24 protein-coding genes are annotated in these 26,453 nt (G+C 68.8%); 13 read left to right on the plus strand and 11 right to left on the minus strand.

The window, feature by feature from the left end; genetic code table 11:
- From EV137_RS09170 to EV137_RS09180, 3 genes are read right to left on the minus strand one after another with little or no spacing between them, the layout of a single operon-like run.
- The gene (locus EV137_RS09170) at positions 1-1,398 is read right to left on the minus strand and encodes an ATP-binding protein (RefSeq protein WP_133999930.1); all 1,398 of its coding nucleotides are present in this window, start codon (positions 1,396-1,398) and stop codon (positions 1-3) included.
- Positions 1,399-1,443: 45 nt separating this feature from the next.
- Positions 1,444-2,721 (minus strand): serine hydrolase domain-containing protein, encoded by a 1,278-nt coding sequence (locus EV137_RS09175; protein ID WP_134127818.1) that lies wholly within the window; start codon positions 2,719-2,721, stop codon positions 1,444-1,446.
- Between the two features lie 9 nt (positions 2,722-2,730).
- A complete protein-coding gene (locus tag EV137_RS09180; protein ID WP_134127820.1) occupies positions 2,731-3,456 on the minus strand; it encodes a Clp protease N-terminal domain-containing protein in 726 nt (241 codons plus the stop codon).
- 159 nt (positions 3,457-3,615) lie between these two features.
- Between EV137_RS09180 and mug the strand changes: the two genes are divergently transcribed.
- From mug to EV137_RS09195, 3 genes are read left to right on the plus strand one after another with little or no spacing between them, the layout of a single operon-like run.
- Entirely contained in the window at positions 3,616-4,122 is a 507-nt protein-coding gene (gene mug, locus EV137_RS09185; RefSeq protein ID WP_238175184.1) for a G/U mismatch-specific DNA glycosylase, read from the plus strand.
- Positions 4,123-4,163: 41 nt separating this feature from the next.
- On the plus strand, positions 4,164-4,649 hold the full coding sequence (locus tag EV137_RS09190; RefSeq protein ID WP_134127824.1) for an AAA family ATPase: 486 nt from the start codon (positions 4,164-4,166) through the stop codon (positions 4,647-4,649).
- A 55-nt stretch (positions 4,650-4,704) separates the two neighbouring features.
- Entirely contained in the window at positions 4,705-7,992 is a 3,288-nt protein-coding gene (locus EV137_RS09195; RefSeq protein WP_134127826.1) for a hypothetical protein, read from the plus strand.
- Between the two features lie 3 nt (positions 7,993-7,995).
- On the opposite strand, the gene ligD is transcribed toward EV137_RS09195, so the two are convergent.
- Entirely contained in the window at positions 7,996-8,973 is a 978-nt protein-coding gene (gene ligD, locus EV137_RS09200) for a non-homologous end-joining DNA ligase (protein WP_134127828.1), read from the minus strand.
- Between the two features lie 129 nt (positions 8,974-9,102).
- Here ligD and EV137_RS09205 point away from each other — a divergent pair, with 129 nt between their 5' ends.
- From EV137_RS09205 to EV137_RS09215, 3 genes are read left to right on the plus strand one after another with little or no spacing between them, the layout of a single operon-like run.
- Positions 9,103-9,990 carry an NAD-dependent epimerase/dehydratase family protein gene (locus tag EV137_RS09205; RefSeq protein ID WP_134127830.1) on the plus strand — a complete coding sequence of 296 codons (888 nt, stop codon included), beginning with the start codon at positions 9,103-9,105 and terminating at the stop codon, positions 9,988-9,990.
- Between the two features lie 10 nt (positions 9,991-10,000).
- The gene (locus EV137_RS09210; protein WP_134127832.1) at positions 10,001-10,384 is read left to right on the plus strand and encodes a PPOX class F420-dependent oxidoreductase; all 384 of its coding nucleotides are present in this window, start codon (positions 10,001-10,003) and stop codon (positions 10,382-10,384) included.
- Between the two features lie 24 nt (positions 10,385-10,408).
- Positions 10,409-10,915, plus strand: coding sequence for a P-loop nucleotide/nucleoside kinase family protein (locus EV137_RS09215; RefSeq protein ID WP_255517758.1), 507 nt, complete (start codon positions 10,409-10,411; stop codon positions 10,913-10,915).
- A 105-nt stretch (positions 10,916-11,020) separates the two neighbouring features.
- Here EV137_RS09215 and dusB read toward each other — a convergent pair whose 3' ends face one another.
- The 4 genes from dusB to EV137_RS09235 all read right to left on the minus strand — a co-directional run bounded on the left by dusB (position 11,021) and on the right by EV137_RS09235 (position 14,573).
- Positions 11,021-12,142: a tRNA dihydrouridine synthase DusB gene (gene dusB / locus EV137_RS09220; protein WP_134127834.1), complete on the minus strand. Its 1,122-nt coding sequence runs from the start codon at positions 12,140-12,142 to the stop codon at positions 11,021-11,023.
- Between the two features lie 2 nt (positions 12,143-12,144).
- Positions 12,145-12,813, minus strand: a complete 669-nt coding sequence (locus EV137_RS09225) for a hypothetical protein (protein ID WP_134127836.1) — start codon at positions 12,811-12,813, stop codon at positions 12,145-12,147.
- A gap of 2 nt (positions 12,814-12,815) precedes the next feature.
- Positions 12,816-14,201 carry a glycine--tRNA ligase gene (locus EV137_RS09230; RefSeq protein ID WP_134127838.1) on the minus strand — a complete coding sequence of 462 codons (1,386 nt, stop codon included), beginning with the start codon at positions 14,199-14,201 and terminating at the stop codon, positions 12,816-12,818.
- An 81-nt stretch (positions 14,202-14,282) separates the two neighbouring features.
- A complete protein-coding gene (locus tag EV137_RS09235; protein ID WP_238175186.1) occupies positions 14,283-14,573 on the minus strand; it encodes an antibiotic biosynthesis monooxygenase family protein in 291 nt (96 codons plus the stop codon).
- Positions 14,574-14,630: 57 nt separating this feature from the next.
- Here EV137_RS09235 and EV137_RS09240 point away from each other — a divergent pair, with 57 nt between their 5' ends.
- From EV137_RS09240 to EV137_RS09250, 3 genes are read left to right on the plus strand one after another with little or no spacing between them, the layout of a single operon-like run.
- Complete coding sequence (locus tag EV137_RS09240; protein WP_134127840.1) at positions 14,631-17,681, plus strand: ATP-binding protein; 3,051 nt, start codon at positions 14,631-14,633, stop codon at positions 17,679-17,681.
- A gap of 36 nt (positions 17,682-17,717) precedes the next feature.
- Positions 17,718-18,812 carry a class I SAM-dependent methyltransferase gene (locus tag EV137_RS09245; RefSeq protein WP_166679808.1) on the plus strand — a complete coding sequence of 365 codons (1,095 nt, stop codon included), beginning with the start codon at positions 17,718-17,720 and terminating at the stop codon, positions 18,810-18,812.
- Between the two features lie 28 nt (positions 18,813-18,840).
- Complete coding sequence (locus EV137_RS09250; RefSeq protein WP_134127844.1) at positions 18,841-19,140, plus strand: DUF6703 family protein; 300 nt, start codon at positions 18,841-18,843, stop codon at positions 19,138-19,140.
- On the opposite strand, the gene EV137_RS09255 is transcribed toward EV137_RS09250, so the two are convergent.
- Positions 19,137-19,682: a TetR/AcrR family transcriptional regulator gene (locus EV137_RS09255; RefSeq protein ID WP_133999971.1), complete on the minus strand. Its 546-nt coding sequence runs from the start codon at positions 19,680-19,682 to the stop codon at positions 19,137-19,139. The genes EV137_RS09250 and EV137_RS09255 overlap by 4 nt on opposite strands.
- 98 nt (positions 19,683-19,780) lie before the next feature.
- Between EV137_RS09255 and EV137_RS09260 the strand changes: the two genes are divergently transcribed.
- Positions 19,781-21,019 (plus strand): FAD-dependent monooxygenase, encoded by a 1,239-nt coding sequence (locus EV137_RS09260; protein WP_134127846.1) that lies wholly within the window; start codon positions 19,781-19,783, stop codon positions 21,017-21,019.
- On the opposite strand, the gene eboE is transcribed toward EV137_RS09260, so the two are convergent.
- A complete protein-coding gene (gene eboE, locus EV137_RS09265) occupies positions 20,978-22,126 on the minus strand; it encodes a metabolite traffic protein EboE (protein ID WP_134127848.1) in 1,149 nt (382 codons plus the stop codon). The two genes, EV137_RS09260 and eboE, sit on opposite strands and share 42 nt — an antisense overlap.
- 108 nt (positions 22,127-22,234) lie before the next feature.
- Positions 22,235-23,524, minus strand: coding sequence for a YibE/F family protein (locus EV137_RS09270; RefSeq protein WP_134127851.1), 1,290 nt, complete (start codon positions 23,522-23,524; stop codon positions 22,235-22,237).
- 51 nt (positions 23,525-23,575) lie between these two features.
- Here EV137_RS09270 and EV137_RS09275 point away from each other — a divergent pair, with 51 nt between their 5' ends.
- The 3 genes from EV137_RS09275 to EV137_RS09285 all read left to right on the plus strand — a co-directional run bounded on the left by EV137_RS09275 (position 23,576) and on the right by EV137_RS09285 (position 26,404).
- Positions 23,576-24,529, plus strand: a complete 954-nt coding sequence (locus EV137_RS09275; protein ID WP_134127853.1) for a metal ABC transporter substrate-binding protein — start codon at positions 23,576-23,578, stop codon at positions 24,527-24,529.
- Positions 24,526-25,284: a metal ABC transporter ATP-binding protein gene (locus tag EV137_RS09280; RefSeq protein WP_202870851.1), complete on the plus strand. Its 759-nt coding sequence runs from the start codon at positions 24,526-24,528 to the stop codon at positions 25,282-25,284. Before EV137_RS09275 ends, EV137_RS09280 begins: the two co-directional genes overlap by 4 nt.
- A 115-nt stretch (positions 25,285-25,399) precedes the next feature.
- The gene (locus EV137_RS09285; protein WP_133999990.1) at positions 25,400-26,404 is read left to right on the plus strand and encodes a metal ABC transporter permease; all 1,005 of its coding nucleotides are present in this window, start codon (positions 25,400-25,402) and stop codon (positions 26,402-26,404) included.
- Positions 26,405-26,453 lie beyond the last annotated feature (49 nt).

The raw sequence follows: 26,453 nt of genomic DNA on the forward strand, positions 1-26,453 counted from the left end.
TCAGGCCCCGTAGATGGTCGTGTCGTTGTCGGCGTCCTTGGCGACGCGTTTCGAGAGGTAGAGCATCTCCAGGGCGAGTTCGATCGCGGCGGCGATGCGTCCCGACGAGTCGTCCGGCTCGACGCCGGCGCGGGCGGCGACGTCGTGCAGGACGGGCAGCTCCGGCAGCGCGGCCAGCACGTCCTTGCCCGGCACCCGCTCCCCCGTCGTCACAAGGTTGCCGTCGGCAACAGCGTGCGCGAGTGGGGTGAGGTCGAGACCGGCGAACCGTTCGCGTGCGGTGTCGGCCACCGACCGGCGCAACAGGTACTCGAGCAGTTCGATCTCGCGCCCCTCCTCACCAGGCTCGAACTCGAGCTTGCCCCGCAGTACGGCGGGAACCGCCTCGAGGTCCACCGGGCGGGCCACCGCGGGCTCCTCGCCCGTGATCGCCGAACGGCGCAGCGCGGCGGCGGCGATCGTCTCGGCCGCGGCGACCGCGAACCGGGCGGACACCCCGGACCGCTGGTCGATCGACGTCGACTCGCGCAGGTGCCGGACGAACCGGGCCAGCACCTCCAGCAACGGTTCGCCGACCTCGGCGGTGAACTCGGCCTCCTGCCGGATCACGTCCACCTCGGCATCGATGTCGAGCGGGTAGTGGGTCCGGACCTCGGCGCCGAAGCGGTCCTTCAGCGGCGTGATGATCCGGCCGCGGTTGGTGTAGTCCTCGGGGTTGGCCGTTGCCACCAGCAACACGTCCAGCGGCAGCCGCAGCGTGTACCCGCGGACCTGGATGTCGCGCTCCTCCATCACGTTCAGTAGCGCGACCTGGATGCGTTCGGCGAGGTCGGGCAGCTCGTTGATCGCGACGATGCCCCGGTGCGCTCGCGGGACCAGTCCGAAATGGATGGTCTCCGGGTCGCCGAGACTGCGGCCCTCGGCAACCTTCACCGGGTCCACGTCACCGATCAGGTCACCGACCGAGGTGTCGGGGGTCGCGAGCTTCTCGGCGTACCTGAGGTCGCGGTGCAGCCAGGCGACGGGCAGGTCGTCGCCGAGTTCGGCGGCACGCCGGCGGGAGGCCGGCGTGATCGGGTCGAGCGGATGCTCGGGCAGCTCCGCGCCGTCGATCACAGGGGTCCATTCGTCGAGCAGACCGACCAGGGTGCGCAGCAGGCGCGTCTTGCCCTGACCGCGCTCGCCGAGCAGTACGACGTCGTGCCCGGCGATCAGGGCGCGTTCGAGTTGGGGAATCACCGTGCGGCCGAAGCCGACGATGCCGGGCCAGGGATCACGCCCGGTCCGGAGCTGTTTCAGCAGGTTGTCACGGATCTCGGCCTTGATCGACCGAGGAAGATACCCGGCGGCCCGGAGGTCACCGGCTTTACGAGGGAGTTCAGCAGGTGCACTAGTCACCCTGACGACGTTAGCTCGCCACACCCAAAGCGCACCTCAAATATCTCACCGCCTGGGCGTGACCCGCCCGGAGGTGAAGACATGCGTCGGGGTGAACGTGACCGGCACCCACGGGTGCGCCGGCGACTCGCGGGTGACGAAATGGTTGCCGTCGTCCGGTTCCGTCGGGCGCAACTCGTACTCGTGCATCGGATCTTCCGAGAACAGCAGCCGGTCGCCCGTCGCGGAATAGACCATGACCAGCTCGTCGTCACGCTTCGCGACGTCGAGCCGGACGCTGGCGCGCTCGTAGATTCCGGCGTGACGGTCGTCGACCGGTACGTCGATCGGCTGCGGCGCGGGCGGATGCGCGACACCGGCGTACTCCGTGAACACCTCGGAGGCGAGCGGTTCGAAGAGACGGGTGCCGTTGCCGGAGTTGGTCAGCAGGCACATGGCCAGCCGCGCTTCCGGGTCGATCCGGAGGAAGGCGAGCTGGGAGATCGTCGACCCGTCGTGACCGAACAGCCGACGGCCGCCCCAGTTGTAGATGCGCCAGGTCAGGCCGAGGTCGACGAAGCCGCCGATGCCGGCCGCGAACGGGACCTGCGGCTCCTGCATGGCGGCGTACCGCTCGTCGGTCAGGTGCATCCGAGCGAACTCGAGCAGGTCGCCGGCGCTCGCACTGATCGTCCCGGCGGGGCCGATGCTGCGCGGGAGTTGCCACGTCTTCACTCGCGAACCGTCCGTCGCCAGATGACCGACCGCGGCGCGTTCCAGGATCGCCTCCTCCGGCAGGGTGACGGTGTGGGTCAGGCCAAGGGGCTCGATCAGGCGGGCCTTCAGCGATTCGTCCCAGATCCGGCCGTCGAGCACCTCGATCAACCGGCCGAGCAGCACGAATCCGGCATTGCAGTACGAGTACGCCGTACCGGGCTCGAAGAGCTGGTCCACGTCCGCGAGCAGAGCGACGTACCGCTGCAGGCAGTCGTCGCCGCGGCCGGTGTCGGTGAACAGGTCGCCGTCGATGCCACTGGTATGGGTCAGCAGGTGACGGACCGTGATCCGCGGGTCAACAGGTGCCTCGGGCAACAACTTCACGATCGGGTCGTCCAGGCCGAACCGGTCCTCGGCGGCAAGCTGGACGATCATCGACGCGGTCCACGGCTTGCTGATCGAGCCGATCTGGAAAAGCGAGTCGGCGGTGGTCTCGACGCCGGTCGTGGCGTTCAGGACGCCGTACGGCGCGATCGTCGTCTCGCCGTCGCGCCAGATCCCGAGCACCGCACCGGTGACGTCTGCCGCCACCGCCAACTCGTTCAACCGCGCAGCCCAGTCAGCCATGCGCCAAACCTACTTCGTGGCCTCCTCGAGCAGCGCACGGATCCCCGCCCACGCGGCCTTCTCGTCGAGGCCCTGCTCGACCAGGATCTGCGTCGCGACCCCGAGTGAGTCCCGGTAGAACGCGAGCAGCAGGTGCTCGGTGCCGACGTAGTTGTGGCCGAGCGTCAGCGCCTCGCCGACCGCGCCCTGCAGGACGTGCGCCGTCCGGCGGGTGTACGGCGGGTTCTCGCCGTCGAGGGCCTTCTCGGCGGCTTTCGCATCGGCCGGCGGCCCTGCCGGGCTCTTCGCGTCTACCGCTGTCCGCACCGACTCTTCGGTGATGTCGTGGGCCAGCAGCACCTTCGTCGCCAGCGCCTGGGGCTGGGCGAAGAAGGCGAGCAGCAGGTGTTCGGTGCCGATGAAGGCATGGTTCCTGCTGCGCGCGACCTCCTTCGCGGCCTCCACGACGGCCTGCGTTCGCGGGGTGTAACGGTCGAAAGCCGGCTTGGCGGTCCACGAGTCGGCGAAGCGTTTGTGGGCGGCTTGTTTGCTGACGCCGAGCACGGTGCTGATCTCCACCCAGGACTTCCCCGCGCCGCGGGCCCGGTCGACGAAGAAGCCGAGGGCGGCGTCGCTGGTGGCGGTCAGTTCGCTGATCGTCGCCGCCGCGGTCCCGAGCTGCTCCAGCTCGTCGTCGCTACCGGCGTCGGCCTTGATCGTGTTGATCAGTTGCTGCAGATCAGGTCCAGGAGTCATACCGTCAACCCTAAGTTGACGCGCACCGGCCGTCAACCCTGGGTTGACGAGGCTAACGACAGGAGGTGGTCAGCTCGGACGGGATGGCGGGCGCGGATGTCAGGCGTGGACTTGGGCGCTCGCAGCCACTACCTCCTGTCGTTGGCTACGGTGTCCCGCGTGGACGGGATTCCGGATGTGACCGGCAGCGGACTGCGGGTGTTGTTCTGTGGGATCAATCCGGGGCTGATGTCGGCGGAGACCGGGCATCACTTCGCGCGGCCGGGGAACCGGTTCTGGCCGGCGTTGCACCTGAGCGGCTTCACCCCTCGCCAGCTGCAGCCGGTCGAGCAGCAGGAGTTGCTGACCTACCGGCTCGGGATCACCAACGTGGTCGACCGGCCGTCGGCGAAGGCCGCGGAGTTGACGCGCGCGGAGTTCGTGGCGGGTGGCGAGAACCTGGTGAAGAAGGTGCTCGACATCCAGCCCGAGTGGTTGGCGGTGCTCGGCGTCACGGCGTACCGGGACGCCTTCGGGGAACGTACGGCGGCAGTGGGCAAGCAGGATCGGATGATCGGCGCCACCCGGGTCTGGATCCTGCCGAATCCGAGCGGCCTGAATGCCCACTACACGTTGCCGAAACTGGCCGCGGCATTCGCCGAGCTCCGGCTGGCTGCCGGCACATAATTCGCGTTCCTTCGACGGCGCTTCTGGCTACGCTGAAGCCCATGGCCAAACGCAACTACCTGGTCGAGGGCGGTTCTGGCACCGGTAAGAGTTCGGTGTGCCGCGAGCTCCGGAGACGCGGCTACAGAGCCGTTGACGGCGACAACGAGCTCGCCTATCCGGGCGATCCGGAAACCGGGGAACGCGACGAGGTCCACGGCTACCACAACCACATCTGGGACGTCGCCAAGGTCCGGGAGATCGCCGCGAGCACGACCGAGGAGATCGCCTTCTTCTGTGGCGGTTCGAGGAACTTCAGCAAGTTCCTGGACGTGTTCGACAAGGTCATCGTGCTGGACGTGGACACAGAAACCCTCGAGCGGAGGCTGCGCAATCGCGAGGCCGACGACTGGGGCGGGAACGACGAACAGCGGGCATTCATCCTCCGCCTGCACGCCACGCAGGAATACGTGCCCGAGGGGACGGTCATCGACACCGCGCGCCCACTCGACGAAGTCGTCGACGCGATCTTCGACGCTATTCGCTGACGGCGGCGCACGCCTCTCTCGAGAGCTGACACCACTTATTGGGCAGGATGGGCGCATGCGTCTGCCCGAGCTGCTGCGATCGATCGACGGACTCTCGTACGGACAGCGCGTGCGCCTGCTCGCCGACCAGGCGCCACAGCTGGTGAGCCTCCTCGACGAGTTGGGTCGAGGTACCGCGTTCGAGCGCGTCCTCGGGCTCCAGATCGCCGAGGTCACCCGCGAGGCACCGTACGTCAGCCGGATGCTTCGGGACCCGGATCCGGCCGTGCAGTCACGGGCGCTCGCGGCGGTCGGTCGCGGGGTTCCAGTCGCGGACGACGACCTTCGGATCGTGTACGACGACGCGCCGGCGGCACTGCGCTCGAAGCTGGTGGCCCTGGTACGTCGGCAGCGCCGCGAGCATCTCGCCGTACGGCTGATCGACGAGCACCGGGCGCGCTGGGGCGACGTAGCGGCGACCGGTCTGCTCGAAGCTACGGATCACGCGACCGTGGCGCGGCTCCTGCCCGAGCTGGCGTACTGCGTGACGCCTCGCGGCTGGCGTCAGCTCGCGAAGCATCATCCGGACGAGGTACTGGCGTTTGCTCGCCAGACGCTGCCTGCCAATTACGAGTGGTGGCAGAGCGTCGGCCACGGCGTGACCGCGTCGCTAGAGCACGTACCGGACGCGGTACTGGAGCTGATCAAGCAGGCGGTGCCTGCGCACGACCTCCCCCACGCAGTGGTCGACATCATCGGTCCGCTCATGGACCGGGACCCGGCAGGTGTGCTGGAGCTGCTGCTGGCACCTGACCGGCGCGGTGTGGTGACGCGGGCGCTCAGTCCGGTGTTCCGGCGTCGCCTGCACAGGTACTCCGACGACGAGCTCGTCACCCTCGGAAGGGTCCTGTGGCCGCAGTTGGCCACCTTCCTCGACGCATTGGCGCCAGCGCGACGTGCGGTGATCTTCGCGGCGGTAACGCAGGATGTCGATCTCGGGCAAGCGCGGCTGAGTACGGAGCTTCTCCAAGTGCTGCCGCATGCTGTGCGTGCGGGGCAGGCACGTCGGATGCTGACGCTACCTGCGATCACTGAAGACGGGTGGTGGAGGCGCAGCATCGCTGCTCACCTACCGTTCGACGAGGCCTTCGCACTCCTCGAACCGGATGTGCGTGACCCAGACGCCGCGGTGCGTAGCTCGGTCTACCAGGGCGTCACCCGGTCGGCCGGGTACGACAGGCGGTCGGAGCAGGTGGTGCAGGCTGTCACGTGGGTGGCCGGGCGGATCCGCAACGACCAGGACACCGTGCGGCTCAACGCCGTACAGGCTGTCGCGGACTTGCCGCCGACACTGCTGAGCGATGCACTGACCGAGTCGCTGGACACGCTGCTCACCGATGCATTGGCAGCACGGGACGCGTCGTGGGCAACGCGGCACGCCTTGACGCAACTAGCTGAGAATGCCGTCGTACAAGGCGCCTTGGACAACCAGACCGCCCTGCTGGACTGGGGTTTGCAGGCGTACGCGCGGCTGTCGGAGAACCGTGGCCGGATCGACTTGGATCCGCTGGTCGACAGGCTGCCGCACGGGCGGGAAGGCGAGGTGTACGAGGCGCTCCGGCCCGCCATCGAGGCCGCGGCCAAGCGCGACGAATTCTCGCTGGCGTTCACGGTGGCCGCGGCTCTTGGTCGCCGCGACTGGTCGTCGGATCACCTCGAGAGTGTTCTCGAACAGGCGGTCTGGTCGGACCAGGAGTACACGTCCGACCAGGCCTGCAGGTACTGGCTGGAACCGCGCCGGAGCCGGTACGACCGCCTCCGTCAGATCGTCGAGCGAGACGTCACCATGGCCCGCTGGCAGCCGGTGTGGTGGCTCGTCACCGAGCACTACACCGACCTGCTCGACCCGGTGCTCACCGCAGCGGATCGGATTCGCCGCTTCGATCGCAGCAGCACGTCCTGGCAGGTGCCCGACTACGCCCTTCGCCGCTGGCTGCCGCGACAGCAGGCTCGGTACGCCCAGCTGCTCGTCCAAGCTGCCCGTGACGACCGGATGCACACCTGGTACCGGGCCTTGGCGATCAGGACGCTTGGACGCGTGCCGGTTGCGGGCAGAGCTGCGTTGGACGAGTTCCTCGGGAGTTCCGACGTACTGCTGCAGGAGGCCGCTCTGGCTGCCTTGGCATGGACAGAGCGACCCGACCTTGCCATGCCGTTGCTGCTCGCGCATGCGGGTGACGATCGGGCGCGGGTCGCTGTGTACGCGGCTAGCCGGGCAGCGCGGTTCGTTCGGCCCAGTCTGCTGCCGGGGCTGCTGCAGCCGGTGCTGACTGGTGACCGCGTGAAGGTCACGTCGCGGAAGGAGGCAGTGCGGCTCCTTGGCGAGCTACGGGCTCCAGGAGCTAGCGCCGTACTGACGGAGGCGTGGGCTGGTGCGCATCGGGACGTGCGGGCCGCCATTGCACGGACCGTGTCGCAGTACCTGCTCTACGACCCTGCTGCGTGGGCGGTGCTGGAGCAGGCAGTGCACGACTCTCCGGCTACTGCGACGGCGTTGACGGTACGGCGCGCGTACGACGTACCCGTGGGGTACCGGGCGCGGTACGCCGACCTGCTGATCGCTGTGACGACTCGTAGCGAGCCGGAGGTTGTTGGGCCGGCGCTGCTCGCTTTGCGGGGCTGGGCGCGGTACAACCCAGCTGCTACTCGGGTCTGCGCGGACTTCATCAGTCGGCCGTCGCTGCGCAGTCGGGTGTGGCGGGACGCGATCACTGCGCTTGTCTCGTTCGTCGCGACGGATGCGCCGGCCGGGCTGGATGACGTCGTTGACGTCGCTCGGCTGCTGGTGCGGTCGGAGGCGAATCCTGCGCTGCCGAACGCGTTGCCGGATCGGGATCGTCCGGCTCGGCAACGGCTCACGTATCTGGTGAGTCAGCTGTCGGCGCAGTTCAGCCGACGGGCGGCGGAGGACCGCCAGCACCTGCGCGTGGTTGCCGACGAGCTGGTTGGCTCCGACTTTCTGGAGCTCCGGCTGCAGCTTCTGGTGCATTCGCAGTCGGTCGACGAGCTCCGCGATCTGGTCGGTGATGATCCGTTGGCCGCGTTGCGGGCCGCCGACCTCGTCTCCGCCCGGCTGTCCGCGACCGAGTCGACCTGGGCACCTGCGGAGCTGCTGCCGGTTGCCGATTCGCTTGTCCACTCCTCTGACCTGGCATCCGGGTTGCTGGCTCACGTCCTCGTGGGCGCCGCCGGGCCTCGGGCCGGGTGGTCCGCCGAGTGGCGCGAGCTGTTGGTTGCCCTCCGCAACCACCCGTCGCCGGGCGTCCGGCGCCGAGGGCTTGACCTGACAACCGCGACGGAGTAGGAGCTAGTCGGCGGGCTTCTGTTCTTCGGCTTGGCGGGCGCGTTTGCGGCGTTTGCCTTCGTGCATGGCCGCGACACGGGCGACCGGGATGGCCCGGCCTTCGAGGAGGACGTCCTCTGGGATCGCCTGCGGTGCGGGCAATTGCTCGGCCCACGGGTCGCGATCGCCGAGGAGTGCCGGCGCGGTGCGGACGGTGAAGTCGCGCGGCGTCACGCTCTCCAGGTCATCCCAGCCGACCGGGAACGACACCGTCGTACCGGGCCGGACGCGTGGGCTGTACGCCGCGACCACCGTCGCACCGCCGGAACGCGTGGAGTCGACGAAGACCTTCCCGTGCCGGTCCTCCTTGATGTACGCCGTGGTCGCGACCGACGGATCGATCTTCTCGGCCCGCGCAGCGATCGCCCGGGTGGCGGCCGCGGCGTCCTCGATCGACACCGTGTCGACAATCGGGACGATCACGTGCACACCCTTCGCGCCGCTCGTCTTGACCGCACCGGACAACCCGCAGTCGGTGAGCGCCTGCCGCACGAGCAGCGCGGCCTGCACCGCCATCGAGAACGTCTCGCCCTCTGGCGGGTCGAGGTCGAGCACGAGGTGTGTGACGCGGTCCCAGCGGTCGGCGCGCATCAAGGTCGGGTGGTACTCCACCGCGCGCTGGTTTGCGAACCACAGCAGCGTTTTGCGGTCGTCGCACAACGCGTACGACACCTGGCGTTTCGACGCCTCCGCCCAGACCTGCACGGTCTTCACCCAGTCCGGCGTGTACTTCGGGACGTTCTTCTGCATGAACTTCGGCTGGCCCGGCCGGATCCGCACGACCGACAACGGCCGCTCGCGCAGCTCCGGCACGATCCGCTCGTGCACCGCGTCCAGGTAGTCGACGAGATCCCGCTTCCGCGCGTCAGCCCCGTCGAACAACGGCTGATCCAGGTTGGTCAGGTCAACGCCGTCCCGCGTCTCATCCGGCTTGCTCGCCATCCCCCGAGCTTAGACCCGCACCGGTAGCGGGTTGTGTCACCGCTGGCGGGTTGCAACCCGCCAGCCGTCACATAACCCGTGCGGGATTTGTTCAAGACTCCGGCTCGTGCGGCTCGTAGCCTCGCGGGCATGATTCTCGTTACCGGCGGGCTCGGAATGATCGGCGCCCACACCGCCCGCGCTCTTCTCGACCTCGGACAGGAGGTCGTCGTCACGTCGTACCGGCGTACCGATCTCCCGTCGTTCCTCGACGGCAAGGTCACCGTGGAACAGCTCGACGTCACCGACCGGGACGCGTTCCTCGCGCTCGGGGAGCGGTACGACGTCAGCGACATCGTGCACCTCGCCGGCACCATCCCGGGCGACGATCCGGTCGCGTACTTCCGCACCGACACCACCGGGCTGCTGAACGCGCTCGACGCGGCCCGAGCCTGGGGCGTACGCCGGTTCGCGGTCGCGAGCAGCATCGGCGTGTACATCGGGCAGGACGAAAACCCATGGCACGAAGGGCTCGCGCTCCCGGACGCGGACCTGCCGCACCTGATCATCGCGTTCAAGAAGGCGGTCGAACCGCTCACCACCCACGCCCTGCGGGATTCCGGCGTACAACCGGTCATCCTCCGGATCGGGTCGACCTGGGGACCGCTGATGGACCCGGAGTCGGTGTTCAACTTCATCCCGCCGTACGTCAGCGCCCTCCAGCGAGGCGAACAGCCGGCTCCGTTGCGCGCCGAGGAGGGCGGCGACTCGTGCTACGCGCCGGACGCGGGACGTGCGATCGCCCTGCTGACGACAGCGGAGACGCTGAACCACACCATCTACAACGTCTCCAGCGGACGCCCCACGATGCAGCGCGAATTCGCCGACGCCTTGGGGGTCGGGACAGTGCCCGGTGGGCAAGTGACCCCGCATCTCGACATCAGCCGACTCACCGCGGACACCGGCTTCACGCCGCAGTACGACGCCACCAAAGCAGTCGCCCACTACATCACCTGGCGCTCCGAGAACCCCCGCTGAAGGAGTACACATGCTCCATCCGAGAGTGCGCAGCGTCCTCGACGCCGCGTCGTACGCTCACCTCGCGACCGTTCTGCCCGACGGCTCACCGCACAGCACCCCGGTGTACGCCGGGACGCGCGGAGAGCAGATCGTCTTCTTCACCGGCCCGGGGATGCGGAAGGCTCGTAACCTGCGCCGGGACCCCCGCCTCGCGTTGTCGATCGTGCCGGCCGACAACCCGTTCGAACCCGTCGTCGTCCGAGGCCGCGTTGTCGACTGGCTGGAAGGCGACGAAGCGTGGGCCATCATCGACCGCCTGGTGGCGAAGTACATCGACCTCAAGTACCCCCGCGATCAGGAACGAGTCGTGCTCGTCGTGGAACCCGAGCACCAGAAGGTCGGGATGAGCTGACCAGCCGCGTGCTTGGATGTGCGAGTGGCGGACAGGCTGGTTTTGTTGTGTGGGACGTCGTTCTCGGGGAAGAGCACGGTGGCGCGCGTCCTTGCGGAGCGGTTGCCGGCGCGCGTCGTGAGCCTTGACGAGATCAACGAACGGCGTGGGTTGTGGGGCGGGGACGGGATTCCGGTCGAGGAGTGGATGCGGACTCACGAGGTGGCGCGCGTCGAGGTTCGCGAACTGCTGGGCTCGGGTACGTCGGTCGTCGTCGACGACACGAGTTCACCTCGGTTCCTCCGCGACGGGTGGCGGGCACTGGCGGCCGCGGAGGACGTGGGGTTCACCTTGGTGTACGTCGACGTGGATCACGCGACCGTTCGCACGCGACGCGCCGCGAACCGGCTCGATCCGCGGCGGCAGGACGTTACGGACGCGGTGCTGGAGCAGCATCTCGCCGAGTTCGAGCCGCCCGGGGACGACGAGGACGCCGTACGCATCAGGTCCGCCGACGACTTCTTCAGGAGTGGAGGCTGGGGCGGTAGCTGAGTTCCTGGTAGCGGCGGCCGGGCGTATCTACGATCAGCTAGGCCAGGTGGGTTGGGTTGGAGGCACGGAGGCGGCAACGGGACAGCCGGCGCGAAGCGGTGTCGTTCAGCCGCCGGAGACTCCTATTTCGGCGTCGGCGAGGTCGGCGGTCAGGCCGTCTGTGTCGTCGAGCCAGCCTTGGGGGAGGACGATGTGGTCTCGGGGGCTGCCTTGGCGGCCGCGGGGGGCGCCGAGTTCGGCGACCGGGAACGGGACGGTGCGATCCAGTTCGGCGAGGAGTTCGTCCAGGCGGGCCAGGGAGTCGACCATGCCGAGGGCGGCACGGAGTTCGCCGCCGGCCGGGAAGCCCTTCAGGTACCACGGGACGTGTTTGCGGAAGTCGCGCAGGCCGCGCTGCTCCCCCATCAGCTCCGCGAGCAGCTCGCCGTGCCGCCGCATCACGTCGGCGACCTCACCGAGCGTCGGCAGGTTCAACGCCTCGCCCCCGGCGAACGCGACCGCGAGATCGCGGAACAACCACGGCCGGCCGAGGCACCCACGCCCGACGATCACGCCGTCGCATCCCGTCTCGGCGACCATCCGCAAGGCGTCGCCGGCTTCCCAGATGTCGCCGTTGCCCAGCACCGGGATGTTCACGTGCTCCACGAGGGCAGCGATCGTGGACCAGTCCGCCTGACCGGAGTACGCCTGCGACGCCGTACGCCCGTGCAACCCGATCGCCGCCGCACCGGACTCTTCGGCGATCCGCCCGGCGTCGAGGTACGTCTGATGACCGGCGTCGATCCCGATCCGGGTCTTCATCGTCACCGGTACGCCGTACGGCGTAGCGGCCTGCACCGCGGACCGCAGGATCGCGCCGAGCAGATTGCGCTTCCACGGCAGCGCGGCGCCACCGCCCTTGCGCGTCACCTTCGGCACCGGGCACCCGAAGTTCAGGTCGATGTGCGCAACGCCGTACTGATCGCAGAGGATCTGCACCGCGCGCCCGATGTACGTCGGGTCGACCCCGTACAACTGCACCGAGCGAACCGTCTCACGCGCGTCGAACGTGAGCATGTCGAGCGACTTCTGATCACCCTCGACGATGCCGCGCGACGTGATCATCTCGCACACGTACAGCCCGGCGCCCTGCTCGGCGCACAGTCGCCGGTACGCCGCGTTGGTGATACCGGCCATCGGCGCCAGCACCACCGGCGTCTCGATCGTGAGATTGCCCAGCTGAAGCATGATCAGGCCTTCGCCACCAGCACCTGTCCGTTACCGGAAACCTGTGCTTTGTAAGGCTGTACTGCGTTCGCGGTCGTCGTCACGTCGCACGCGATCGGCGCGCCGGAATGCTTGACCACGGCAACATCGTCCATCGTGCAGGTCACCTTCGCGGCGTCGGCGACGGTCCGCAGTACGGCGTCGACCACCTTCGGCTTGACGATCGCGACCGATTCCGAGGTGAACTTGTACGACGCCGAGTACTGCTTCGCGTCGACCGTCAGCGTGCCGGTGTACGGCTTCCCTGCGTACGTCACCGTGCAGGTCAGCTCGTGCTTCCCGGCGGTCTCGACCTTGTCGATGCCCGGGCACTTCACGGTCGTGGTGGCCGCCTTGCCGGCCGCGATCTGCGCCTGCTTCGCGATCGCGAACGTGATCCGGTCGGCGAGCGGCGCGTCGTTCTCCGGCTCGCCGGTGACCTTCGGCGTCGGCCACGGCTTCGACGGCGTCGGCAGCGCGGTCAGCGTCGGCGTCGACGCGGTCGGGATCGGCGCACTCGAAGGCGGCGGCGTACTGGAGGCAGGCGTCGAGGGCGACGTACCGGCCTCCGGCTTGCTGTCCGAGCAGGACGACAGCGCCAGCACCGCCAGCGCGGACAGCCCTAGGACGGCCGACACCCCTGACAGCTTCATCGTCAGCAACCCACCAGGTGCTGGGCGAGGTAGCCGGTGACCTCGGTGAGGGCGACCCGCTCCTGCTTCATCGAGTCCCGCTCGCGAATCGTCACGGCGTGGTCCTCGAGGGTGTCGAAGTCGACGGTGATGCAGTACGGCGTACCGATCTCGTCCTGGCGGCGGTACCGGCGGCCGATCGCACCGGCGTCGTCGAAGTCGACGTTCCAGTTCTTCCGAAGCTCACCGGCCAGGTCGCGGGCCTTCGGCGACAGGTCGGCGTTGCGGGACAGCGGCAGCACAGCCGCCTTGACCGGAGCGAGCCGCGGGTCGAACCGCAGTACCGTCCGCTTGTCGACACCGCCCTTCGCGTTCGGCGCCTCGTCCTCGGTGTACGCGTCGAGCAGGAACGCGAGCACGTTGCGGGTCAGGCCGGCCGCGGGCTCGATGACGTACGGCGTCCAGCGCTCGCCCTTCTCCTGGTCGAAGTACGACAGGTCGGCGCCGGAGTGCTTGGAGTGCGTGGACAGGTCGAAGTCGGTGCGGTTCGCGATGCCCTCGAGCTCGTCGAACTCCTTGCCGCCGAAGTTGAACCGGTACTCGATGTCGACGGTGCGCTTCGAATAGTGGCTCAGCTTCTCCTTCGGGTGCTCGTAGAACCGCATGTTGTCCGGGTTCAGACCGAGGCCGACGTACCACTCCCAGCGCGCCTTCAGCCAGTACTCGTGCCAGTCCTCGTCGGAGCCCGGCTCGACGAAGAACTCCATCTCCATCTGCTCGAACTCGCGGGTCCGGAAGATGAAGTTGCCCGGCGTGATCTCGTTGCGGAAGCTCTTGCCGACCTGGGCGATCCCGAACGGCGGCTTCTTCCGGGCGGTGCCCATCACGTTCGCGAAGTTGATGAAGATGCCCTGCGCGGTCTCCGGGCGGAGGTAGTGCAGGCCCTCCTCGGACTCGACCGGGCCGAGGTACGTCTTCAGCAGGCCGTTGAACATCCGCGGCTCGGTGAAGGTGCCCTTGTTACCGCAGTTCGGGCAGGCGATCTCGCCGAGCTTGACGTCGTCGGCGTCCTTGTTCTTCCGGCGGGCGAAGTCCTCGCGGAGGTGGTCGTCGCGGAACCGCTTGTGGCAGGACTGGCACTCGGTCAGCGGGTCGACGAACTCGGACAGGTGGCCGGACGCCTCCCACACCTTGGTCGGGAGGATCACCGAGGAGTCCAGGCCGACGATGTCGTCGCGGCCGGTCACCATCGTCCGCCACCACTGGGTGCGGACGTTGTTCTTCAGCTCGACGCCGAGCGGTCCGTAGTCCCAGGCCGACTTGGTACCGCCGTAGATCTCGCCGCACGGGTACACGAAGCCCCTCCGCTTACTGAGGCTGACGACGGCATCGACGGTTTCCACGGGCACTTTTCGACTCCAGAACGGGGTACAGACAGATCTACGGAAGGAACCAGGCTATCGGTCGCGAGCGCCGCTATCGAATCCGTGCTACCTCGGCAAATCTTCGTAAGCCGTCGGCTCGTCGATCGCCTGCGACAGCAGCGGGACCGCGGTCAGCTTCACGTCGTACGGCGAGAGCGCGCGCCGGTAGCTCCCGATGTTCTCGAATTCGAGGGTCAGCGCGAGCAGCTCGGGGTCGTCGACGTTCCGCCCGGTCCGGGCCGCGACGAACCCCTTCTGCAGCGCGAGTACGTCGACGGCCGCCTGTAATCGCTCTCCGAACCCGGCCTGCTCGGACTCCCCAACCCGGAACCTGATCACCACAAACACTCGAGTCACCTTACGGTAAGCGATCAGCACTTCCCCCCGTGGCTGTCGCCGCCGCACAGTGGCGGTATGCCCGAGCTTGTGGTGGGCCGGGAGCGGGAGCTCAGCACTCTCGCCGGCCTGCTGGACGAGGTCGAGCGCGGCCGCGGCCAGGGCGCGCTCCTGATCGGCGACGCCGGCATCGGGAAGTCGACCACGGCGGCGGCCTTCGCGGATACGGTGCGCGACCGCGGGTACGCCGTCGCGTGGGGGCGCTGCCCCGAGACCGAGGCGCTGCCCTACTGGCCGTGGCGGCAGGCGTTCCGCGCCCTCGGCCTCACGACGGCCTTGCCCGACTCTCCCGGCCCGGGACGAACCACTGTCTTCGCGGAGATCGCCGACCAGCTCGCCGCGGCGACCGCCAGGCGGCCGGCGGTCATCATCCTGGAGGACGTCCAGCTGGCCGACGGCACGACGCTGACCTTGCTCCGCTTCGTGGTCGGACTCCTCCCTGAACTGCCCTGTCTGCTCTTGATCACCAGCCGTGACAACGCCGTGGACGTCCCCGAGACGGTGGCCGAGACCTTGCGGGCGCTGCCACCCTCGTTCGTCCGGCTGCCTCTCGCCGGGCTGGCCCTGGCGGAGACCGTTCAACTGGTCGAGCGGGTGCTCGGCGCCGGCACGGATGCCGGATACGCCGGCGACGTACACGCGCGGACGGGAGGCAACCCGTTCTTCGTCCAGGAACTGGCCCGCCTGCACGCATCCCGCGGTACGACGTCCACGGAAACCCCGACCGGCGTCCGCCAGGTGCTCGAGCGGCGTCTCGCCCGTCTCAGCCAGCCGGCGTACGACGTCCTCGCGGCGGCCTCCGTTCTGGGTGAGGACGTGGACATCGACCTGCTGGCGGCCGTCGAGCAGACGCCCGCGTCGGACGTCCTCGGCGTACTCGGTGACGCCGAAGCCGCTCGGTTGGCCGAGGTCGACGGGAACCGGGTCCGTTTCGCCCACTCGCTTGTCCGTGAGGTCGTCTACTCCGGTCTCGGAGCTGTGCGGAAATCCGACCTGCATCTGCGGGCCGCTCAGGCACTCACCGGACGCTGCTGCCCGACCGGAGTGCACAACGTGACCCACGGCCTGCCACTGGTGGACGCGTGCTGCAGCGCCGACCTGATCGAGGCGAACGCCGGCCGGGTGGCTGCGCACTATCGGGCCGCGATCGGTCAGCCCGATGCCGACAAGCTGTCCCGTGAGTTCGCACTCATCGCCGCCCGCGCCGCGATGCGCCGTTCCGGATACGAACAAGCGGTGCACTTCTACCGCTGGGCCGGAGACCTCGGTCCAGTGGTCCGGCTCGAGTTCGGCGAGGCGCAGGTGCTGGCCGGCGAACTGACGAGCGGACGAGACACCTTGCGCGGCGTCGCCCGCGAGGCTGTCGCGACCGGCGATGCCGAGACGGCTGCCAGGGCAGTCCTGGCGATGGGCGGCGGTGTCGGCGGGTTCGAGGTCGACCTCACCGACCGCGAGCAGACCCAACTGCTCGAACGGGTGGTGCCGATGCTGCCGGACGCCGCGCTCAAGGCGGCGGCCATGGCACGGCTCGCCCTCGGCCGGACCCTCACCGACCACGGCGATCAGCCGCGGGAACTGGCGCGACAGGCGGTGACGCTGGCTCGTGAGACAGGAGATCCGCGAGCGGAGGTTGCCGCGTTGGCGGCGTGGTGCGACGTCCATGCGGGTCCCGACCACGTGGCCGAGCGGATCGCAGCCGCAGAACGCATGCTCGCCACCGCGTCCGAGACCGGCGATGTGGCACTCGTCCTGCTCGCCCGCCGGCAGTTGGTCGTAGCCCTGCTCGAACAGGGCCGCTTCGCGGAGGCCGACGTACAGATCGCCGCGTTCGCACACGCTGTCCGGCCGCTCGGCCTTCCGCTACACAGCTGGCTGGTACCGATCTGGCAGGGCATGCGCGCGCTGATGAACGGTCACCCGGACGAGACGGCGGCGCACATCACTCGGGCCGCGCAGCTCGCCGAGGAGGCGGACAGCGCGAACGCGCGCCTGATGGTGTTCGCGCTGCGGACCGCCCACGCCTGCGCGACAGGGACGATGCCGAAGCTCCGGGGGTACCTCGACGAGGCGATGGCGCCGTACGCCGGGAACCCGATGGCCGACGGCCCGTACGCCTACTTCTCGCTGCATACCGGCGCGGCCGAACGGGCGCGTGCCATCGTCCGGCACCGGGCCCGCAACGGTCTGGACGCGATCGTGAAGGACGCCGAGTGGCTGGAGTCGATCGCCTTCTTCGGCGAGGCCGCGCGACTGACCGGTGACGACGAGGCGGTTGCGCTGGCGTACGACGCGTTGGCGCCGTACTCCGAACTGTGGGTGGTCGACGGGATCGGTGGCGCGTGCTTGGGCACCGTCGCACTGTTCCTCGGCCGGCTCGCGGCGCACTTGGGACGCCCGGAGGCGCGCCGGCTGCTCGAAACCGCGCTCGAGGCGCACCGGGCAGTGGATGCGGAGACCCTGGTCGTCGAGACCGAGAAGGCGTTGGCCGAGCTGGGCGTCGGCCGCCTCCCCCGGCCGACCGACACCGGCGAGCTGTGCCGGCTCGGCGCGACCTGGGCGGCGACCTGGCGTGGCGTGACCGCGCATGTGCCGGATTCCAAGGGAGTTCGCGATCTCGCGGTCCTGCTGGCACGGCCGCGTACTCCGGTCGGCGTGCTCGACCTGTCGGGGCCGGGGCGAGTCGCCGGCGGCGATCTCGGGCCATTGCTCGACGACCAAGCGCGTACGGCGTACCGCGAGCGGCTGCGCGAACTGGACGAGGATCTGGCCGAGGCGGAAGCCTGCAACGACCTGGCCCGGGCCGAGAAGGCCCGCGCGGAGCGGGACTTCCTGGCGCGCGAACTCGCCGGGGCGCTGGGGCTGGGCGGCCGGGCCCGGTCCGCGGGTGACCCGGTCGAGCGGAGCCGGAAGGCTGTCTCGATGCGGATCGCGGCCGCCGTCAAAGCGATCGAGCGGGTCCATCCGGCGCTCGGGCGACATCTACGGGTCTCGATCCGGACCGGCCGGCTGTGCGTGTACGAACCCGAGGACGACGTCACCTGGCATTGCCAGTCCGTACCTGGCGCCTGAGTGGTGAAGGCAGTAACCACTCAGGAGGGGATGGACATGACGACAACTGACACGGCCACAACCGACTCCGCTGCCGCGGAGGCACTGGTCGGGCGGATGTTCGGTGCGGCGCTCGGCGCGGCCGAGCTGTACACGATCTACCTCGGCGACATCCACGGTCTCTACCGGGCAATCGGCGACGCCGGTCCGACTACCGCCACCGAGCTCGCCGACCGGACCGGTCTCGATCACCGGTATCTCGTCGAATGGCTGCAGTCACAGGCGATCAGCGGCCTGCTCACGATCGACGGGACCGACGTCTGGACAGATCGCTACGAGCTCGCGCCGGGAATCCGGGAGACACTTCTCGACCCCGCGAACCCCTTCTTCGCCGGCGGTCTGGCCGCGATCCTGCCCGCCGTCGGCCACGCGTTCCCGCAACTGGTGGAGGCTTTTCGGACCGGCGCCGGCGTGCCGTACGCGGCGTACGGCCAGGAGGCTGTCATCGCGCAGGAGGCCCTGAACCGGCCCGCGTACGCCAACTCGCTCATCGCGGAGTGGGTCCCGGCTGTTCCCGGCCTGCACGACGTCCTGTCCCGCGGCGCGCGGGTCGCCGACCTCGGGACCGGTGCGGGCTGGTCGGCGATCGAGCTCGCGAAGGCGTACCCGGCGGTCCGCGTGGACGGTTACGACAACGACGAGGACTCGATCACCCGGGCTCGCCGGAACGCCGCGGAGCAAGGTGTGGCCGACCGCGTCGACTTCGAGGTCCGCGACATCACCGCGATCGCCGCGGGTGGGACGCCGTACGACGTGGTGACGTTCTTCGAGTGCCTGCACGACTTCGCGCACCCGGTCGAGGCGCTGACCGCCGCCCGCGAGGCCCTCGCACCAGGCGGTTCGGTGATCGTCATGGACGAGCGTGCGGACGAGGTACTGGCGGCGCCGGGCGACGAGGTACAGCGGTTCCTGGCTGCTGCCAGCGTCATCTGGTGCACGCCACAGGGACGGGTCGACGAGGACTCGGAGGTCGTCGGCACGATGCTGCGGCCGGACCGGTTGCGTCAGCTCGCCGGAAGGGCCGGGTTCGGTACGGTCGACGTACTGCCGATCGACCACCCGTTCTGGCGGTTCTACCGGCTGACCCCGTAGCGGTTCCCGCACCTGGAACAATGGCGGCATGAGCACCCCGAGCAGTCCGTTGCGGCAGCGGATCACGAAGGTCAGTTACCCGTACGTCGCGAAGCTGCATGCCGCACCGAAGCTGACCCTGCCGGGGATCACGCTCCTGCTGGCGTTGGTCGGAGTGTTCGCGCCGGTGCCCGTGGGGGTGCCGGCGTTGGTGCTGCTGGCGCTGCTGCTCGGCTGGCTGGCGTTCCTGTCGTGGCCGGCGGTGACGACGGCCGGACCGCGGTTCCTGCGGATCTTCTCGATCCTCGTCATCCTGCTGTTCGCGGTCTCGCGGATCGCCACCGGTTAGTCAGGGCGACCGAGACTGTCGTACGCCGCTTCGACCGCAGCCTCACGGAGTTCGGCGACGGGCTCGTGGTCGATCATCACCGCGCAGTCGGACAGTCCGCCGAGCGCGACCATGCAGCGGACCACGTCGGACAGCGACGGGCTGGTGCCGATCAGCAGTTCCGCGAGTGTGCCGCGCCACTCGATGAAGCGCTCGGCGAGCTTCAGTTCGTGCAGCACCGAGAGGTCGCGGATCGCGAGCTGGATCAGCGCGCGGTGCCGGTAGGCGAGGTCGAAGTACGAGCCGAGCAGTTCCCGCGGCGGGATCGGGGCGGCCGCCTGTTGCGCCGCGGCGTACGCCTCGAACTCGGCGATCATCGGCTCGACCAGGCTGTTCAGCAGGTCCTCGCGGGACGCGAAGTGGTAGTACAGCGCCGGCTTGGTGACGCCGAGGCGATCGGCGATGTCGCGCAGGCTGGTCTGCTGCATCCCGCGCTCGGCGAACAGCTCCAGCGCGGCCTGCTGGATCCGCGCCCGGGTGTCACCGGTCCGTTGTCTCGGCATACCCGGAAGATTAGCTGACCTTCCGGTAAGTAAGCCATTGACAACCCCGCTGTCGTTTACTTACCTTCCGATAAGTAAACAAACGTCAGGGAGGCGCCATGAAGGTCCTGATCTCGGGTGCGAGCGTGGCCGGCCCGGTCCTCGCCCACTGGCTGCACCGCTACGGCTTCGAGCCGACGCTCGTCGAACGCACACCGGCCGGACGGCACGGCCTCGGCGGCCACGCGGTCGACCTGTTCGGCCCGGCCGCCGAGGTCGCCCGCCGGATGGGGCGGCTCGACGCGATCGAGGCGTCCCGCACCCGGCTCGACACGATGACGATCGAGCGGTTCGGCCGGCGACCGGTGCACATCGACCTCACCCGCCTGTACGCCGGCATCTCGAGCGATCACGTGGAGATCCTCCGCGGCGAGCTCACCAAGATCCTGTACGACGCGACCCGCGACACCGCCGAGTACCTGTTCGGCGACTCGATCGCAACCCTGCACGACGACGGCGCCGGAGTCGACGTCACCTTCGACTCCGGCCGGGAGCGCCGCTTCGACCTGGTGATCGGCGCGGACGGCTTGCACTCGAACGTCCGGCGACTCGCCTTCGGCCCCGAGGAGTCGATGCGCCGGCCACTCGGCGGCTACCTCGCCGTGTACTCGATGCCGCCGGTGCTCGGTCTCGGCGACCGGATGCTGGGCCACCTCAGCGTCGACAAGCTGTGCGGCGCGTACGGCGTCTACCAGACCGGTCAGGAGCGCGCGACGTTCCTGTTCCGGAAGCGGGAGGAACTGCGGTACGACTACCGGGACAAGGAGCAACAGAAGGCCTTACTGGTGAAGGAGTTCGGCGACTACGGCTGGAAGGTGCCCCAGCTCTTGGAGCACTTGGACACGGCCGACGACTTCTACTTCGACTCGATCACGCAGATCACGCTCGACAGCTGGCAGCGCGGCCGCATCGCCCTTGTCGGTGACGCAGGGTTCTGCCCGGGCCCGGCCGTGGGCGGCGGCACCAGTCTCGCGATGGTGACGGCGTACATCCTCGCCGGTGAGCTGGCCGCGGCCCGCAGCGATCCGCCGTCCGGCCTGAAGAACTACGAGAAGGCCGTACGGCGACATGTCGAGCTCACCCGGGCGATCGGACCGACCACGATGCGCGGGATCATTCCCGGTGGACGTGCGGCTCTCGAACTGATGCCGTTCGCGGCTGCCGCCGTATCGAAGCTGCCGGTCCCGGTGCAGCGGCTCATCTGGTCGCGAAACGCCGCCGGCAAGGCACTGACGGCCGTACCACTCCCCGACTACTCAGACCTCATTCAGTCCAAGGGCGGTCAGGCGGTCGCGTAGCCAGGTCAGCTCCTTGGCGATCCGTTTCGCCAACGCCTGCTGGGTTCTGGCAGCACGCGGCCACACGTACACCTCTGATTCCAGGTGGTGCGTGAGTGGATGCCCACCACCGACCAGTCTGGTCAGACAGTCGTCCAGTACGCCGGTTGTCGCGCTCAACGGATCTGGTGGCGCAGCATGGGCCGCCAGGTGGGCGTGCATCCGCCAAGCGGCGTGACCGGACAGTTCGTAGGCCTGTGCCACGTCGTCCACCCCAGGTCCGCCCCACTCACGCACCTGGCGCAGGTACTTCGGTGTGCCGAGCTGACTGAGTACGTACCGACCGGACGCGTCCCCCGGGTCCACGAGCGTCGGGGCCAGGGACAGCTGCGCCTTGACCACATCCACACCCGCTCGCCACAGCAGCTCGAACGACTCGGCCGGATCCTCGAACTGCACAGCGAGATGACAGGTGTCGAGCCCCAGTCCGATACGCGACGCACCGCCGTACGGGCTGGAGTAGCGGTCCAGCCACGCGGCGGCCTGGCCGATCATCTCGAGGACGCAGCCCGGCTCGGTCTCGACGGCGATCCGGATCCTGCGGCCGGTCCTGACCTCGGTCCGGGCCAGGTGCTGTTCGACGCGATCGATCGACTCGCGCGCGGCACGGTTCCGCTCCTTCGACCACGGCACCCGCCAGCCGAGCGGCACGGTCGAGATCGATCCGTACGCGACGTCGGTGGGGAGTAGTTCGGCCAGCACGTCGATCAGGTCGAAGGTGTAGCGGAGTCGCTCCGGGTCGGTCCAGTCGGGGCAGTACAGCTTCGTACCGACGACCTTGTCGGCGAACTGTGCGTGCGGTGTGCCGTTCAGCGTCACGACCTCGAGCCGGTTGCGCTGCAACGCCCGGCGAAGCTTGCTGAGCGCGGCCGGCGAGTTCGCGAGACGATCGGCGAGCCGATGCGGAAACCACAGGCCGACCCCGAGGACGGGTACGCCGAGTGCCGAGCGGACCGCGCCCGCGCAGCTGTCGAGACCGGCGATCAGCTCCTCGAGCTCCGCGGCCGGATGCACCGTCGCGCAGTACCCCAGATGAACGGTAGACCCGTCCCGATGACAGAACCTCATCCGCGCTCCTCACCCCGTTAGGTCGCGGAAGGTGAGTGCGGGCGGACTCTCCGTGACCTATTTGCACTGTAGAAGTCTTGCGGGCTGGGCGGAAGGGCTGATTTTCGGTTAGAGCCGTTCGGCGTCGGCGACCAGTTCGCGGGAGCGGTCCGCGACTGCCATTGCGGCGAGTGCGGTGGTGAGCGGGACAGCCGCGATGATCCCGAGGCTGCCGACGAGACCGCGGACCACCTCCATCGCGACCGACTCGGTCGAGAGCACGGACAGCGTGGGCAGGTCCTGGATCGCGAACACGATCAGCACCGGCATCGCGGCACCGGCGTACGCGAGAACCAGCGTGTTGACCACGGAAGCGACGTGGGTCCGGCCGATCCGCAGGCCCGCGGACATCAGCTCACGGCGGCTCGCCGCGGGGTTGGCGGCGGACAACTCCCACACGGCGGCCGCCTGCGTGACCGTGACGTCGTCGAGGACCCCCAACGCTCCGATCACCATCCCTGCCACCAGCAGACCGGTCAGATCGAGGTTGGGCGCGAACGACTTGGCCGTGGACGCACCCTCGGCCGCCAGCCCGCTCAATTGCGAGAACTTGGCGAAGAACCAGCCGAGCAGCACGGTCAGCCCGAGCGCGGCGATCGTCCCGGCCAGCGCGATCGACGACTCCGCATTGACCCCGTGCGTGAGGAACACCGCGATCGTCATGATCACGGCCCCGCCGACGACGGCGACCACCAGCGGATTCGAGCCCTTCAGGATCGCCGGCAGGATGAACTGGGTGAGCATCACGGCGGTCACCCCCAGCGCGATCAGGGCGGCGAACCCCCGCCACCGGGACAGCGCGACCACGGCGATCGCGAAGATCACCGCGAGGATCAGCAGCGGTTTCGACCGGTCGTGGTCGACGTACTGGTAGCGCTGGTCGAGCGGCGCGCCCTCCTGGATGCCGAGCATCACCGACTGACCGGCCTTGATCGCGAACGGGGTCTGGCCGGCGCTCGGCACCTCGACCGGCACCGCCTTCCCCTTGTCCGGACCGTTGCTCAACTTGACCGTGGCCAGCTCGCACTTGTCCTTCGGGTCCGGGCAGGCCTTGATCGCGGTGACCTCGCCGCGGGCGGTGCTGGTCTGGTACGAGTCGACCTTCACTCCCCCGCCCGGCCAGAGCGCGATCATCAGCACCACGGCCGCGGTGATCAGCGGGATGAGGACCGCGGCGACGACGATCCGGACGCGGCGAGCGACGACCGCGTCGGAGTTCACCACCGAGGTGTCGACCACGTGGTCGCCGTGACCGTGTCCGTGACCGTGGCCGTGGCCGTGTCCTTGCGGAATAGCGAGTGTCCGTCGGCGGTTGCCCTTGTGGTCGGCACGTCGTCGCCCGACGTTGCGGCTGGCCATCGTGAACTCCCTGTTTTGACAATCAGTTCCAATTAAATGAAAATGATTGTCATGAAATCTGGTCTTCGAGCTGTCCTCGCCGGCGCCACCGCCCTGGCCGCCCTCACCCTGGCCGGGTGCGGCGACTCCGCCGACGACACTGGCAACGGCACCGGTGGCGGCAAGCTCGACGTCGTGGCTTCGTTCTACCCGCTCGAGTTCATCGCCCGCACAGTGGGGGGCGATGCGGTGAACGTGACCACGCTGACAGCGCCCGGTGTCGAGCCTCACGACCTCGAGCTGACCCCCAAGCAGGTCGGCGAGATCGCGGAGGCGAAGCTGGTCGTCTTCGAGAAGGAGCTGCAGCCGGCCGTCGACGAGGCCGTCGAGCAGAACGCGAAGGACGCCGGATTCGACATCACCCCGGCCGCCCAGCTGGAGGCGACCGGCGCGGACTTCGAGGAGCACGAGGAAGGTGCAGAGAAGGCCGCCCACAAGGACAGTGCCCTCGACCCGCACTTCTGGCTCGACCCGGTGCGGTACGCCGCGGTCGTCAAGGCGGTCGAGGACAAGCTCGTGAGCGTCGACGGCGCCAACGCCGCCGGGTACCACGAGCGGGCGAAGGCGCTGCTCGAGCAGATCGGCAAGCTCGACACGGCGTACAAGACGGGTCTGGCGACGTGCAAGCTGAAGACGTTCGTGACCAGCCACGAGGCGTTCGCGTACCTCGCGAAGCGGTACGGTCTGACGATGGTCGGGATCGCCGGGTTCACGCCCGACGCGGAGCCGGCACCGGCCCGGATCAAGGAGGTCCAGGACATCGTGAAGGCCCAGCACGTGACGACCATCTTCTACGAGGAGCTGGTCAGTCCGAAGGTGGCCGAGACGATCGCGAAGGACGTCGGCGTCAAGACCGCCGTACTGAGCCCGATCGAGGGCCTGTCGGACACGAACTCCAAGGAAACGTACCTGACCTTGATGCAGGAGAACCTACAAGAACTGCAGAAGGCGAACGGCTGCTCGTGACATCCGAGAACGACTCCGCCAGGGCCGTCCAGGTCGACGATCTGTCCGTCGATCTGGGCGGCCGTCTGGTGCTTCGGGGTATCGACCTGCGGATCCGCCAGGGCGAGGTGGTCGCCGTGCTCGGCACCAACGGCTCCGGTAAGTCCACGCTGATCAAGACCGTCGTCGGGCTGCTCCCGGCGGCGCGTGGCGAGGTCCGGTTGTTCGGGACGCCGGTCCCGCGGTTCCGCGAGTGGCGGCGGGTCGGGTACGTGCCGCAGCGCATCACCGCGGCCGGCGGCGTACCGGCGACCGTGTACGAGGTGGTGTCGTCCGGTCTGCTCTCGAAGCGGCGGATGTTCGCCCCGCTCGGTGCCGCCGGCAAGCAGGCGATCGAGGACGCGCTCGAGGTCGTCGACATGGCCGACCGGCGGAAGGATGCGGTCGCCGAGCTGTCCGGCGGGCAGCAGCAGCGGGTGCTGATCGCGCGGGCCCTGGTGTCCGACCCGGAGCTGCTGATCCTCGACGAGCCGACGGCCGGCGTGGACCTGGCCAGCCAGCAGATCTTCGCCGACGCGGTCCGGGAGCGGGTCACCCGCGGCACGACCGTGGTGATGGTGAGCCACGACCTCGGCCCGATGGACGCCCTGATCGACCGCTCGGTCGTGATGCGCCGCGGCCGCGTCGTGTACGACGGCCCGCCGCACGCCTCCCAGACCCACGCCCACGTCCACCATTCCCACACCGACGACGACCCCGGTTGGCTGACCTCATGACTCTGCTGATGCCACGCCTCCGGCGCGGCGGGTCATGGGGCTGTAACTCCCGGCCTTCCCTCGTCGCTTCGGTCGCTTCGCTCCCTGCGCTCCTCAGTCCAGGCCGGGAGGCCCCATGACCATGTTCCAGCTCGAGTTCATGCAGCGGGCCCTGATCGCCGGGCTGCTCACAGGGCTGTCGGCGCCCGCTATCGGGACGTACCTGGTGCAGCGGCGGCTGTCGCTGATGGGTGACGGCATCGGCCACATCGCGATCACCGGTGTGGCGCTCGGTCTGCTCACCGGTAGCGCACCTGTGCTGACCGCCATCATCGTCTCGATCGCCGGCGCGACCGCCATCGAGCTGGTCCGCGCCCGCGGCAAGGCCACTGGCGACGTAGCGCTCGCCCTCCTGTTCTACGGCGGTATCGCGGGCGGCGTGCTGCTCATCGGCCTCGCAGGTCAGGGCGCAGCCACGCTGAACACGTACCTGTTCGGTTCACTCACCACGGTCTCCCAGAGCGACCTGTACGTCGTCGTCGGCCTCGCAGTCGCCGTACTGGTCGTAGCGATCGGTCTGGGCCCACAGCTGTTCGCGGTGTGCCAGGACGAGGAGTTCGCCCGTACGACGGGACTCCGGGTCCAGCTGCTCAACCTGGTGATCGCTGTGATGGCTGCGGTCACTGTGACGGTCGCAATGCGCACTGTGGGACTGCTTCTGGTCAGTGCGCTCATGGTCGTTCCAGTGGCCACAGCGCAGCAGGTCACTCGGTCGTTCCGCAGTACGTTCATCACCGCGTGTGTCATCGGTGTGCTGGCGTGTCTGGCCGGCATCGTCACGTCGTACAACGCGAACGTGGCACCGGGTGCGACCATCGTCGTACTGGCTCTGGCCGGGTTCGTGGTGGCTGCGACAGTCGGGACGCTGTTGCGTCGGCGGGCCGGTCGGGCACGTCCGCTGGCGGATGAGGAGCCGGAGGTCGGCGTACCGGCACCGGAGCCACATGTGGTGAGTGCCGGGCACCCGCACGCGCACAACCCGGCCTGTGGCCACAAGAAGGTCGAGCACGGGGACCACGTCGACTACGTACACGACGGTCACCTGCACGCGGCGCACGGGGATCACTGGGACGAGCACTGAGTTGCTGGGTTCTGAGAGACTGGAGGGCGGTAGAGAGATGTCAGGAGGA

Origin of the sequence: Kribbella pratensis (genome assembly GCF_004366075.1) — a bacterium.
In the GTDB taxonomy this organism is placed as follows: Bacteria; Actinomycetota; Actinomycetes; order Propionibacteriales; family Kribbellaceae; genus Kribbella; species Kribbella pratensis.